We start from the raw sequence: 12,704 nt of genomic DNA on the forward strand, positions 1-12,704 counted from the left end.
GTTATTTATTGGCTAAATTTGTTACCAAAGATATAGAAAATGACTAAGACGATACGACGCTATACGAGCCTACTTACCCTCGCCCTACTCCATATATGTAGTGGCATCGCCCAAACGACCAATCCGCTCGACGTTATCCTAGAGGCAGAGGCAGCCTCGGGGGGGAGAATAGGGCTAGAGGTAATCCGCTGCCGAGATTGGCAGTCGGTCTATTGCCACAGAGAAGACGAGCGCATGACGCCCGCCTCACTAGTCAAGATACTCTCCACTGGAGCAGCCCTACAGCAGCGAGGGGGGGCATACAGATTTGCCACTCCTATATACACCAAGGGGCGCATAGAGCAGGGGACGCTCCATGGGGACCTTATCGTACATGGTATGGGAGATCCCTCCATCGGCTCACAGTACCTCCCCCAAGATAGCCTGCGCCTAGGGCTAGAGCTAGCAGATGCCCTAGGGAGAGCAGGCGTGCAGCGCATCACCGGTCGGCTCATCATCGATGCTTGGCAAGCAGAGCTGGGGGTACACCCTAGCTGGATGCTCGAGGATATTGGGGCTGCATACGGCGCTGGGCTCTATGGGCTCAACTATGCAGACAATGCTCTAGATCTATATGTAGGAGTAGTGCGTGGCAAACGCAAGGCGACAAGTGTGAAGATACTAGACTGGGATAGGGATAGCAGCATACAGTGGCGCAACGAGCTACGCACGGGCAAGAGAAATACAGCGATGATACTGCTCACGCCAACCCAAGCACAAGCAAGGATAACGGGCTTGATACCACGAAGCACAGACAGACTTAACCTAAGGCCTGCCAACCCCGACCCTGCGACCTACGCAGGGCAAAAGCTCATGCGCCTGCTCCAAGAGCATGGCATCAGTATCAACAAGCCTCTACAAGTGAGCTACAAACCTAGACCAGCTAGAGGTACGCTGCTACACACTTACTACTCCCAGCCGCTCGACACACTGGCACGCATTACCAATCACCGTAGCCACAACTTATTTGCCGAGGCTATCGCCTCCTTACTCAAGCACGATGGCGCCGACATGAGCCGCGGCGAGGCTCTTACCAAGTACTGGCGTGACAAGCTCTCCCTTGCGAGCAACAGCATTAGCCTAGCGGACGGCTCCGGGCTCAGCCGACTCAACCAGATCACCCCCGCCACCCTATCGCTCACACTAGTGGATTTGATGGGAGGCTTACGACCTCACGACGGGGCTCTAGTAGAGAGCCTGCCACAGCTGGGCCTAGACGGCACGGTACGCAGCCTTATGGGTGCAGAAGAGGTGACGGCCTACTTAAAAAGTGGGTCTATGCGTGGTGTGCAGTGCTACGCTGGCTACGTAGAGCACGAGGGTGAATGGTATATATTGGTCTATATGGCCAATGGCTTCGCTACAAATAGAGAAGCCAGAGAAACGCTTAGACAGTTTCTTCGTCTTGCGTTTCCTCAACCTCGGTCGTAAAGAAAGAGAAATTGACAGAGCCGTACTCTCTGTGCTGTAGGAAGTGCGGATGTTGGTCGAACCGATAGTTCTGCGGGTGCTCAACGACGATCAAGGCGTTGGGTTTGAGTCTTCCTGAGGCAAGGATCAGGTCTGGTAATTCGGCAATCTCTGTGAGCTTATAGGGAGGATCAGCAAAGACAAAGTCAAACTCAGGGAGCGACTGCTCGTATCTTAGATAGCGAAACGCATCAGTCTGCAAGACACGTAGTGTATCCTCCTCCTTGAGGTCACGAGCTAGGCTACGAATGAAGCCAGCATGCTCACGTCTCTGCTCCACTGCCACCACTCGTTTACAGCCACGAGAGATCAACTCAACCGAAATACTGCCCGTACCTGCAAACAAATCTAGGGCGATGGCATCTTCAAAATCAATGAGATGTGCCAGCACATTGAATAAATTTTCCTTGGCAAAGTCTGTCGTCGGGCGAGCATTAAAGCTCTTGGGGACATCGAAGCGTCTTCGCTTGTATTTACCTCCTATGATGCGCATATCCTTGAGTTATGGCTGATGGGCATTGTCCGCAACAATGCTCCGAGTGTGTATGGTTATCTGAGAGAGATAGAGGTAAAGCTCCTCCCGTAGTTGCTCAAGCAGAGCAAGTGATCTAGCACAAGACTCCTCGCACTCATCTAGGCTGTAACAGAGCGATAGGCCATCGCTCTCCCCTTGTAGCGCAAGCGAACGCCACAGAGCCAAGATGTAGTAGTTCATCTCACCGAGCATAGCTTGCGGATCACTTGGGCGAACAAATCTGTACTGATTGGCAAAGTGCACCTCCCCCTGCTTAATGAGGAAGCAGTCTATCCCCTCTTGGTGCAAGCTGACGCACAGCTCCGCTTGAATGGACTGCCGTGACTGACGCTTACGTGAGGCGAGCCAAGGCATGTATTCGGGGATCATTCTTAGGCGCAAGTGGGTGCGTTGCAGAAACTGATACATCGGCTGCGACCATGCCAGCCCTTGTAGCTTGCCCTCGTCTTCGAGGGGATAGGCAAGAGCTTGCCACTGTATCTCCTCATCTGCTGAGAGAGGCGATACAGCTTGTAGCCATAGGGCCAACTCCTCAGCCTCGTAATGCTCATGCGGGATCAAGATAATCTGCTGAGGCTGATAGTAGACTTCAACGCTGTGATAGGGGAAACAGAGAATTTCGTTCTGGAAAAATAAATCCTGCATCGCCTCCCACCACGACCCATAGCCTGTCCCCATAGGCAAGAAACCACAAGCTACTGGCTCACGCTCCTGCTTTATTGACCATAGAGCAAAAGCAAGTCCACCCGACATTAGTCGGATGGACATACTCATTTCTTCGGACTGGCTAGAGCTAACTAGCACTGTCGTATGTGGTTGTACTGAGAGCATTATTCCCAGTTACCAGTCATCTTCACCTCTGTTAGTGAACCGATACGCAGACCGGGATAACCCTTAGCCTTCTCCTTAGCCATACGTTCCTTGTCCTTCAGACGGCTCTTATCTTGGTCAGAGAGATAGTCCTCAAATGGCACTCTGGCCTCGAATACTGGGACCAAAATAGTATCTAGACCAATAATCTGGCTAATGAAAGCGGTGTCTACCTGAATACGAGCAGAACCAACTGGCAGGTCGTACAGTCTAGTAACATCGGTACCATCTTTGACAAGAGAGTCCTTAGCCGAAACCCAAATAGTATCACGACGAATAAGACCCTTGGCGGCGGCATCCGACTCTGTAAGCCCCTGCTCACGCATAGCATCAGTATAGTCGCCTTCGGCCATTACATAGAAGAGCTTGCCTGAGTCAAGGAAGGCAACGAGCTCGTCTGCTGTTGCAAATCGATGGTGTACATCCTCGAAAGCGTCCTGATAGTTAGCAATCTTCTTAAGTCTTTTCTGTAGCACTTCCTCGCGCTGCTGTTGGATTTTGTCGAATTGTACGGGTGTATAGACGCTCATAAACGTCAAGTAACCTAAGGCTATAACAGCCGCAAGCACCAGTACCTTGATAATTTTGTCCATCGTACTATATGTATTTGTTTGTAGTTGCCACTTCTTTAACTCGTGCCAAAATTAGAAACTATTCTGCTAAAAGACTAATTTCACAAACACAAAGATACAATATTGTCAATGATGTACAATCTTATAGAGCAACAAATACTCCAAAAGTTGGGCCTCTCCCCGACCTCGGGACAGGAAGAAGCTATCGCCAGTTGTGCAGCCTTCCTTGCGAATCCTGCGCCATACAGCATTTTCCTACTCAAAGGCTACGCCGGCACGGGTAAAACATTCCTACTTAACGCCATCGCATCTGCGGCCGAAGAAGCAGGGATGCAAGTGGAGCTGATGGCCACCACCGGGCGTGCCGCTAAGGTGCTGGAGCAAGCCACTGGGCGCATCACGACGACAATACACCGACGTATATACCGGTCCACGGCTGCCTCGATAGAGGAGGGCGGCGGATACAAACTTGCCAGCCACAAGGGCGCAAGCACACTATTTATCGTAGACGAAGCATCTATGATCTCGGGAGCTGCAAACGAACCAACACCGTTTGGCTCGGGCAATCTACTTGACGACCTACTTGCCTACGTTGCCGAAGCAGATGGGTGCAAGTTGATTTTAGTCGGCGACACAGCTCAGCTCCCTCCCGTAGGTAGCGAGCTGAGCGATGCGCTTAATGCGACACAGCTCGAGAGGCAGTATGGCGTCAAGATCTATGAGGCAGAGCTAACGGAGGTGGTTCGGCAAGCGGAGAGCTCGGGCATACTCGGGCTTGCCACTTATCTAAGGCAGCTTCTCGCCTCTCACGCCTCTACTCCTAGTGGCGAGAGCATTCAGCTCAAACTCGACATCAGTGCCTATCACGATGTAGAAGTCATCACGGGGGTAGAGCTAGTCGATACGCTAGATGGAGCATATCGCAGATACGGGCGCGAGGAATGCCTTGTGATCGCCCCCTCCAACAAGCGAGCTCTAACCTTCAACCTTGGCATCAGAGCCCAAGTACTCGACTACGACGAAGAGGTCGTGCGAGGAGAAGGGCTGATCGTCGCACGCAACAATTACCACTATACTAAACGTCGGGACCGCTCGGACTTCATCGCCAATGGAGAACTCATCGAGCTTAGACGCCTCCATCGCCAAACAGAGCTATATGGCCTCCGATTTGCCGATGCCACCATCTATCTCCCAGACAGAGAGGACGAACTGGAAGTCAAGCTTCTACTTACGGGGCTTGCCGACGAGCAGGCGCAACGCACCCACCAGCAGCGCACCGCACTCTACCAAGCCCTACTAGAGGACTACAGCCACCACAGCTCCGTAATGGATCTACGCCGAGCGATCCGACAAGATCCCTATTGGGGCGCTCTAGAGGTTAAGTACGGCTATGCCGTGACGGCCCACAAAGCCCAAGGCGGTCAGTGGCCTTGTGTTTTCATCGACCTTGGGCTAATGAAGCTACTCCCCACAGACCTCAATATGATCCGTTGGCTCTACACAGCGATTACCCGTGCCACAGAGCAGGTTTATCTGGTCAATCCACCAGAGGAGTTCATCGTTAGCTAAAGCATAACTAGCGGTCATAAACCCAGATGAGCAGCCTCGGCCCCTCCCAAGAGCCAAGTATTTCTTCCCAAACAAACGATAATTTTGGAGTATATTTGCGCATCAAATTAGGCTGAAGATGTGCCACTTACTTTATTCAGAATTTTAGACTAACCAACTATGGCTAAAAAGCGTGTCCTTGTAGACCTAGAGCGACTTAAATATCCCAACTCCGGGCTTGGCTTCTTCTGTCACTGCCTCCACAGAGGGATACTGGAAGCAAAGCAAGAGCTAACTATACACTTCTACAAAGAGCTTGAGAGAGGCGACAGTACTGTAGACAAGGTTGCCTTCAGAGGTTGGCATCGCCTATTCAACCCCACACCTGTATTCTACAATGTGCTGCACGTAACGCACCAACTACAAAAGTATTTTCGCAACACGCCTCATCAAGGCAAGCGGGTGCTCACGCTACACGACCTCAACTTCCTATTCGAGCCTCTCACACCAAGACGCTACGCCCGTGTACTACGCCGAGTGCGACGCAACATCGAGCTTGCTGATATAATTGTCTGTATCTCGGAATTTGTACGTCAGAACCTATTCGACAATCTACACCTCTTCAAACTCAAACAAGGAGTAGAGATTGAAGTCATACACAATGGGCTCATCTTCAGTGACGAGATAGACTCCTTCCCCAGCTCTCTTCACCTAGAGCCCACAGACAAATTTCTACTCAACATAGGTACTCTCCACCCCAAAAAACAGCAGATGCGGCTCGTTGAGATGCTCCAATTCCTACCCAATAGCTACCATTTGGTTTTGGTCAGCTCCGATGGCGAGGAGGAGTATCGAGACTTAGTCCTCTCGCAGATCAAAACTCTTGGTCTAGAGCAGCGGGTACATATCGTTAGCAATATCAGCAACCTAGAGAAACAAACACTACTGGCACACTGCTCGGCATACGTCCACCCGTCTATCGCCGAGGGATTCGGTATTCCTCCAATTGAGGCTATGAGCTTTGGGCGCCCAACGTTCCTATCTACCCATACGAGCCTCCCAGAGATTGGGGGCGCAGAAGCCTACTACTTCGGAGAGCTTGAGGCCCAAGCAATGGCTACAACTCTCCTAGAGGGGCTGGAGCAATATGCCAATGACCCAGACAAGCCCAAGAGGCTCAAAGCTTGGGCGCATCGATACGATTACAAGACCATGGCTACGGCATATCTAAGTCTATACAAGAAGCTAGCAGGCATCAAGGCATAAGGTATGCACTATAAATCTGATCACAACCCTAACCCCTACCGCAACCTCCGCTATATAGGCATACAAACCTTGGGGATCCTCGCTATTCTGATTGCCGTACTAATGGGCAATACAGAGATCAAAGCTCTAGAAGCCCCCAAAGAGCAACTATGGATTGTATATACCCTTTGGTGGATAACGGCTCTGGCAGGATATGCTGCTAGTTTCTTCGCCGAGCTTCGTAGCTACTTACGGGAGTTTAGACCCAAATATATCCCCAAGATTATCTTGGTAGTCGGTGCTATCAGCTGGAGCTATAGTATATGGTGGACGGAGAATGCCGAGATTGTGTACCTCACCGTTTGTACAGGGCTTTTGCTCTGGCGAAGGCGGTTTACCCTAAGCAATATCGGTGTCGTACACTGGGCTTGCATCATCTATGTGCTTACCACTGCCATAGGTGCGCTTTGGAGCGAATATCCAGAGCGAGGAGCACACTTCACGGAGAAGCAATTGATGCTTATCTTACTCCCTCTTTCGGCGGGTATTCTCTCACTGAGTAAGGAGCAAGTCCTCAGGATCTCTTGGGTCATACTACGTCTAAGCCTATCGGTGCTAGTATTACAGATTCTCGTCTACCTATACCTCGTCACTGTTTATTCGGGCGGGGTACTTGACGGGCTTACCATCAACAAATTCTATCTAAAAGCTTTCCCTCATACGACGATTTACAACATCTTGATGCCTTGGGCCCACATGGAGCATCCGTCCTATCACTTACTCTTCTTCAGCGCACCTTGGGCAAGCATCATCGCCCTATCGTCAAGCCTACGTAGGAACTTACGTTTGGAACTCGGGCTGTATTATCTATTTCTCATCATTTTCACCTTCATCACTCAGGCCAGATATGGCTTCTGGGTTATTGGGCTACTACCGTTATTGGCACTCTCGAGTTACATCAAAGGCATACGCTCCTCGACCAAGCTGCGCTATATGCTTGGAGTAATAGTTGCAACTATATTGATCGGCACCATTTATTATCTCTATCAGCACAATGTTTTCAGCGATGGACCTCGCCTTGAGATGTTCGTCTATGCGATAGAGCACATCAAGCGCTATGGTATATTTGGAGCTGGCTCTGGCACAGACTATACCCTGATTATGGAACGCTTTGGGCATCCTCATAGCCACAATTCTTTCCTTTCTGTCGCCCTAGACACTGGCATCATTGGGGTAGTAGCGATGCTTGCTCTAGTATGCTCTACGATTTATGCTGCTGTGAAGTACCATAATCGAGCAATCCTCTACTGGATGTTACTGCTGCTGCCGATGATGCTCATCGACTCTCCTTTCTATGTCTATCAGGTTATCCCTCCGATGGCGCTATACTTCCTGCTACTAGGTGGCAACCACTTGGCGGACTCAGGCAAGGAGACTGGCAAATCACCCGTGGTATCACCCCCTATTCAATAAAAAATGGCTCAACAAGCTCCTATTGGCGTATTCGACTCTGGCTACGGAGGGCTAACGATCCTCTCTTCCATACGTAAGCTCTTACCCCAGTACGACTATATCTATCTCGGCGACAATGCACGATCACCCTATGGTACTCGCTCATTCGACGTAATCAAAGACTTCACACTTCAGGCAGTGAGGTTCCTCTTTGAGCAGGGCTGCCCGCTAGTTATCCTAGCGTGCAACACAGCCTCGGCCAAAGCTCTGCGTGAGATACAGCAACGCTATCTACCGACCTGCGAAGATCCGACACGTCGCGTGCTAGGCGTCATACGTCCCACAGTGGAAGCACTAGAAGCCACCAGTCAAAGTGGGCACATCGGCATACTCGCCACACCCGGCACAGTATCGGCACATTCCTATCTACTCGAGGTACAGAAGCTCCTACCCCACCTATCTATCTACGAACATGCCTGCCCAATGTGGGTGCCGCTTGTAGAGAATGGGGAGAGCCAATCGGAGGGTGCGGACTACTTCGTCAAGAGAGAGATTGATGCCGTCATGCAACATCATCCCGAGATCGACGCCCTAGTCTTGGCTTGTACTCACTACCCTCTGCTCCGTCCCAAGATAGAGCACTACCTCCCCGAGGGAGTTCAGCTCATCGCACAGGGCGAACTGGTCGCCTCCTCGCTACAAGACTACCTACATAGGCACCCCGAGATGGAAGTTCGCCTAAGCACAGGTGGAGGCATCGAGTACTTGACTACGGAGTGTGCCGATAGATTTGGTAACTTAGCCTCTATCTTCATCTCCGAGGAGGTCAAGGCACGCAGAATCAAAATTGACTAAAACTATGAAAACGAGCCTCTCCTCCCTACTCTATCTCCTGCTTTTGCTATCAGTTTGGGATCATCTAGAGGGATCTAATACTCCTCTGAGGCAAGACGAGCTATCCCAGCAATATCATATTATGACTAAGAAGGTAGCTCCTCGAATACGAGTAGGTGCCGAACGTATGGAGCTACTCCTGCCAAAGCTCAAAGGCAAGCGTGTTGCCCTCATGGCCAATCAGTCCTCTATCGTAGGAGCGGGGAGGACGCATCTGCTAGATACACTCATCGCCAGTAAGGTGCGAGTAAAAAAGATTTTTGTGCCAGAGCATGGATTTCGTGGGACAGTAGATGCAGGCAAGTATGTACGTAATGGTAGAGATGTCAAAACGGGGGTACCAATCGTCAGTTTGTATGGTCGTCAGAAACGACCAACCCCCAAAATGCTACAAGATGTTGATGTAATCGTATTCGACTTACAAGATGTCGGTGCTCGATTCTATACCTATATCAGCTCGATGCACTACCTCATGGAGGCTGCGGCAGAGGAGCAGAAGCGCCTCATCATCTGTGACCGACCGAACCCAAACGACTATATAGATGGACCTATCCTAGAGGCCGACTGTAAGTCCTTCATTGGTATGCACTCTATCCCCATAATGCACGGCATGACGGTGGGCGAATTGGCGCAGATGATCAACGGGGAGAGGTGGCTCAGAGGAGGCAACATCTGCTCACTTGATATCATCTCAATAGACGGCTGGCAACATGGAGAGCCGTACACACTCCCCGTTCGCCCTAGCCCCAACCTACCAGATGCTCGCTCGATAGAGTTATATCCGTCACTATGCTTCTTCGAGGCAACAATACTAAGTGTAGGTAGAGGCACAGAGCAGCCCTTCAGGATATTGGGCTATCCACACAAAGGTTACGGAGCCTTTACTTTTACGCCGAGAGTAACGCACGGAGCAGACAGCAACCCTAAGCACAAAGATCAAGTCTGCTACGGCATAGATCTCACCGACGAAGATCACCCCAAGCGACAGCTATCCCTCAAGTGGCTGATTCACTACTATAACCTTGCCAAGCAACATGGGCACAAGCTAATTGATCGTCCACGCACGTTTGAGCTGATTGCGGGCAATAAGCAGCTAGCCCAACAACTAGAGTCGGGGCTAAGCGAAGCCGAAATCCGAGAAAGCTGGCGGCAGGGACTAGAACTCTTCAAGCGAAAACGCAAGCAATATCTTCTCTATCCTGACTATCCTAGTGAGAGTCATTAGCCAGATCCAGCAACTCTGCACAATAGCAAACGGTATTAGACCGAGAGTTAGTTCGAGTAAGGCATAGGGCTATCTCACGGATTTCGAGGCATGAGGCGGTGTGTCCTACGCAAGCAGCTGTGTTACTTGCAACATTTGCTCCGCACAGACTTCGCTGGCTTCAATCTTAGCACCTTGCATTTTGACATTCTAGAACACCTAAAGGAGGGGGCTGCAAGCAAAAGTGATTTTGCCACAGCCCCCTTAGTTTTGTATTTAGATACCAAAGCTATACAGTCACATACTATTCTTTGGCACTGGATCCGCTACTTGATTAGATAGCGGTAAATGTCGTTTCCGTTGGCATAAAGCATCAGCAGGATCAGCAGTACCATACCCACAGTTTGGATATACATCATCACCTTATCACTGAGCTTACGCCGTGTGATCATCTCCAGCAAGATGAAGACAATATGCCCTCCGTCTAGAGCAGGAATAGGCAGTAGGTTCATAACCGCAAGGATAATTGAGAGGAAAGCTGTTACGCTCCAGAAGGCTAACCAATCGAAGCCAGAGGGGAATAGCTTAGCCATTGTGCCTAGGCCTCCCATGGACTTGGCGCCTTCCTTAGTAAAGACATATCTGAGGCTGCTTACATAGCCTCCAATAGTCGTGGTAGCGCGACGAATACCAGCCGGAACTGCCTCGAAGACGCCATAGCTAATCTGCTCAACGGGGTAGAGCTCCTGCATAGGACGAATGACCACACCAATCTGCCCAACCGTATCTACGGCCACTTGATAGCAAACGGCTCGGCTATCACTCTCTGTGTCGAAGGCCTTTGTCCCTAGTTTGGCCTGCCCCACTGGGATCGCCATAATCTCTACTGTCGTGCCTTTGGCTGCTTGTAGAGCTGAGATAACAGCCTCGATGTCGGGTGTTGCTTGCCCATTGATTGCAATGATATTATCCCCCTTATGCAGGCCCGTGGCAAGTGTTTCGTCACGTACTACGCTATCTACGACGAAGGGGACACGTGGAGTTGCGAAGCTCTGCTCTGCGGCCAGCATACGCTCAACGAAATCGTTGGGCATAGCGATGGTGATCGTATCCTTGTGGTCACGGAGCACCTTAATCTCCTTGGCATTGATAAGTTTGCCAGTAAACTGAGTACTCAAGGCATTGAGATGCCCTACCCCATCAGCCTCGAGAATGATGTCCCCATCTCTGAAGCCTACTTGCTGAGCAACCTCGGAAAACTTCCAACCAGACTCCACCGACTTACTATCAAGGTGCTTGTCTCCCCATGTGAAAGCAATCCCTATATAGATAATCATCGCCAAGATGACGTTGAAGATAATACCACCAGCCATGATTAGGAGGCGCTGCCAAGCTTTCTTGCTCCTAAACTCATCGGGCTTAGGGGCACTCTTGAGTCCCTCGCTATCCATAGACTCGTCCACCATACCAGCTATTTGGCAGTAGCCACCGAGGGGGAGCCAACCCAAACCGTAGACCGTGCCGCTGCGCTTGGATTTATATTTGAAAAGCGAAAACCACGGGTTGAAAAACAGATAAAACTTCTCGACCCTTGCTCCAAACAGACGAGCCATGGCGAAGTGACCTAGCTCATGTATGAACACAAGGATAGAGAGCGATGCAATTAATTGTAGGATATTCATATCAATTTGTTTGTTATTTATTCATTTCGAAGCCTAGCACTGATGGGCCTTAACCCACTCCCAGCTGAGGCGACGTACCTCGGCATCGGTCTGCTCAAGGATATCGAGATCTATTTCCCCGACGTGCACCCGCCCATCAAGCATCTGGGCGATCAGACGGCTCATATCGGTGAAGCTGATTTGCTCGCAAAGGAAGGCTGCTACCGCAACCTCATTGGCAGCATTGAGTACACAAGGGGCATTGCCAGCAAGCTCAACGGCTCGATATGCAAGGGCTAGATTGGGGAAACGCTCGGTATCTGGGAGCTCAAATGTGAAGCCTTGGCTAAGGAAATCGTATCGAGGATAGTCATTCGGGATACGGCGAGTAAGGCCTAGCGCATAGCTGATAGGCAGACGCATATCGGGAATACCAAGCTGAGCCTTAACCACACCATCACGAAACTGTACCATCGAATGAATAATGCTCTGCGGGTGAACCAACACATCTATCTCGCCCGGATCGCAATCGAAGAGCCACTTAGCCTCCATCATCTCAAATCCTTTGTTCATCAGCGAAGCCGAGTCGATCGTCACCTTAGCCCCCATAACCCAATTCGGGTGCTTGAGAGCCTGATCTACCCGCACATGCTCTAGATCCTCCCGAGCATAAGTACGGAAGGGGCCGCCAGAAGCCGTAAGGATAAGGCGTTCAAATCTCTCTTCTTCCCCTATAAGACACTGATAGATCGCCGAATGTTCGCTATCCACAGGGATAATACGTGCGCCGTGCTGCCGAGCTAGTGGCATTATCAATTCGCCTGCTACCACGAGCGTTTCTTTGTTAGCCAATCCAATAGTTTTGCCGTGTCGCACTGCGGCCAATGTTGGTCGCAGACCAGAGTAGCCGACCATAGCCGTGATGACAAGATCCACGACCTCATGCGTCACGACCTCCTCGATTGCTTTGGCTCCCGAGAGTACTTGAGTCGAGCTCCCCGACAGGGCTTCCGCCACGGTACTATACTGGCTCTCGTCCGCTATGACGGCATAGCGAGGGGCAAACTCTATAGCCTGCTGGATCAGCAGATCGGCATTGCGCCCAGCTGTAATGGCATAGACCTCGAAGTCCTCGGGGTTGGCTCTGATGATATCTAGGGTTTGCGTCCCGATAGACCCCGTAGAGCCTAGTATTGCTATATGTCGCTTCATAA

11 protein-coding genes are annotated in these 12,704 nt (G+C 50.8%); 6 read left to right on the top strand and 5 right to left on the bottom strand.

Annotated elements, in window-relative coordinates; all coding sequences use genetic code 11:
- The first annotated feature begins 39 nt into the window (after positions 1–39).
- A complete protein-coding gene (gene dacB / locus HQ48_RS07725) occupies positions 40–1,470 on the top strand; it encodes a D-alanyl-D-alanine carboxypeptidase/D-alanyl-D-alanine-endopeptidase (protein WP_044232954.1) in 1,431 nt (476 codons plus the stop codon).
- Here the strand turns inward: dacB and rsmD are convergent.
- The 3 genes from rsmD to HQ48_RS07740 are packed head-to-tail and all read right to left on the bottom strand — an operon-like array spanning position 1,427 to position 3,507.
- Positions 1,427–2,002, bottom strand: coding sequence for a 16S rRNA (guanine(966)-N(2))-methyltransferase RsmD (gene rsmD, locus HQ48_RS07730; protein ID WP_044232956.1), 576 nt, complete (start codon positions 2,000–2,002; stop codon positions 1,427–1,429). The genes dacB and rsmD overlap by 44 nt on opposite strands.
- Positions 2,003–2,011: 9 nt before the next feature.
- The gene (locus HQ48_RS07735; protein WP_044232958.1) at positions 2,012–2,875 is read right to left on the bottom strand and encodes a DUF3822 family protein; all 864 of its coding nucleotides are present in this window, start codon (positions 2,873–2,875) and stop codon (positions 2,012–2,014) included.
- Positions 2,875–3,507, bottom strand: coding sequence for a hypothetical protein (locus HQ48_RS07740; protein WP_044189642.1), 633 nt, complete (start codon positions 3,505–3,507; stop codon positions 2,875–2,877). The genes HQ48_RS07735 and HQ48_RS07740 overlap by 1 nt, the downstream gene beginning before the upstream one ends.
- 108 nt (positions 3,508–3,615) lie before the next feature.
- On the opposite strand from HQ48_RS07740, the gene HQ48_RS07745 reads away from it, so the two are divergent.
- The 5 genes from HQ48_RS07745 to HQ48_RS07765 all read left to right on the top strand — a co-directional run bounded on the left by HQ48_RS07745 (position 3,616) and on the right by HQ48_RS07765 (position 9,850).
- Positions 3,616–5,055 carry an ATP-dependent RecD-like DNA helicase gene (locus HQ48_RS07745; RefSeq protein WP_044232960.1) on the top strand — a complete coding sequence of 480 codons (1,440 nt, stop codon included), beginning with the start codon at positions 3,616–3,618 and terminating at the stop codon, positions 5,053–5,055.
- 159 nt (positions 5,056–5,214) lie between these two features.
- A complete protein-coding gene (locus HQ48_RS07750; protein WP_044232961.1) occupies positions 5,215–6,300 on the top strand; it encodes a glycosyltransferase family 1 protein in 1,086 nt (361 codons plus the stop codon).
- Between the two features lie 3 nt (positions 6,301–6,303).
- The gene (locus tag HQ48_RS07755; RefSeq protein WP_044232962.1) at positions 6,304–7,752 is read left to right on the top strand and encodes an O-antigen ligase; all 1,449 of its coding nucleotides are present in this window, start codon (positions 6,304–6,306) and stop codon (positions 7,750–7,752) included.
- A gap of 3 nt (positions 7,753–7,755) precedes the next feature.
- Positions 7,756–8,586 carry a glutamate racemase gene (murI, locus tag HQ48_RS07760; protein WP_044232963.1) on the top strand — a complete coding sequence of 277 codons (831 nt, stop codon included), beginning with the start codon at positions 7,756–7,758 and terminating at the stop codon, positions 8,584–8,586.
- Between the two features lie 121 nt (positions 8,587–8,707).
- Positions 8,708–9,850 carry a DUF1343 domain-containing protein gene (locus HQ48_RS07765; RefSeq protein ID WP_044233026.1) on the top strand — a complete coding sequence of 381 codons (1,143 nt, stop codon included), beginning with the start codon at positions 8,708–8,710 and terminating at the stop codon, positions 9,848–9,850.
- Positions 9,851–10,155: 305 nt separating this feature from the next.
- Here the strand turns inward: HQ48_RS07765 and rseP are convergent, their stop codons facing one another.
- Positions 10,156–11,511: an RIP metalloprotease RseP gene (gene rseP, locus HQ48_RS07770; RefSeq protein WP_044232964.1), complete on the bottom strand. Its 1,356-nt coding sequence runs from the start codon at positions 11,509–11,511 to the stop codon at positions 10,156–10,158.
- Positions 11,512–11,544: 33 nt separating this feature from the next.
- Positions 11,545–12,702, bottom strand: coding sequence for a 1-deoxy-D-xylulose-5-phosphate reductoisomerase (locus HQ48_RS07775; protein WP_044232965.1), 1,158 nt, complete (start codon positions 12,700–12,702; stop codon positions 11,545–11,547).
- Positions 12,703–12,704: the final 2 nt, after the last annotated feature.

The organism is Porphyromonas sp. COT-290 OH3588 (assembly GCF_000769075.1).
Taxonomy (GTDB): domain Bacteria; phylum Bacteroidota; class Bacteroidia; order Bacteroidales; family Porphyromonadaceae; genus Porphyromonas.

What these genes read in the sequence shown, in the direction of transcription:
- rseP (WP_044232964.1), bottom strand. Translation starts at nt 11,511, where the DNA reads ATGAATATCCTACAATTAATTGCATCGCTCTCTATCCTTGTGTTCATA.
- dacB (WP_044232954.1), top strand. Translation starts at nt 40, where the DNA reads ATGACTAAGACGATACGACGCTATACGAGCCTACTTACCCTCGCCCTA.
- HQ48_RS07755 (WP_044232962.1), top strand. Translation starts at nt 6,304, where the DNA reads ATGCACTATAAATCTGATCACAACCCTAACCCCTACCGCAACCTCCGC.
- rsmD (WP_044232956.1), bottom strand. Translation starts at nt 2,002, where the DNA reads ATGCGCATCATAGGAGGTAAATACAAGCGAAGACGCTTCGATGTCCCC.
- HQ48_RS07735 (WP_044232958.1), bottom strand. Translation starts at nt 2,875, where the DNA reads ATGCTCTCAGTACAACCACATACGACAGTGCTAGTTAGCTCTAGCCAG.
- HQ48_RS07775 (WP_044232965.1), bottom strand. Translation starts at nt 12,702, where the DNA reads ATGAAGCGACATATAGCAATACTAGGCTCTACGGGGTCTATCGGGACG.
- HQ48_RS07765 (WP_044233026.1), top strand. Translation starts at nt 8,708, where the DNA reads ATGACTAAGAAGGTAGCTCCTCGAATACGAGTAGGTGCCGAACGTATG.
- HQ48_RS07740 (WP_044189642.1), bottom strand. Translation starts at nt 3,507, where the DNA reads ATGGACAAAATTATCAAGGTACTGGTGCTTGCGGCTGTTATAGCCTTA.
- murI (WP_044232963.1), top strand. Translation starts at nt 7,756, where the DNA reads ATGGCTCAACAAGCTCCTATTGGCGTATTCGACTCTGGCTACGGAGGG.
- HQ48_RS07745 (WP_044232960.1), top strand. Translation starts at nt 3,616, where the DNA reads ATGATGTACAATCTTATAGAGCAACAAATACTCCAAAAGTTGGGCCTC.
- HQ48_RS07750 (WP_044232961.1), top strand. Translation starts at nt 5,215, where the DNA reads ATGGCTAAAAAGCGTGTCCTTGTAGACCTAGAGCGACTTAAATATCCC.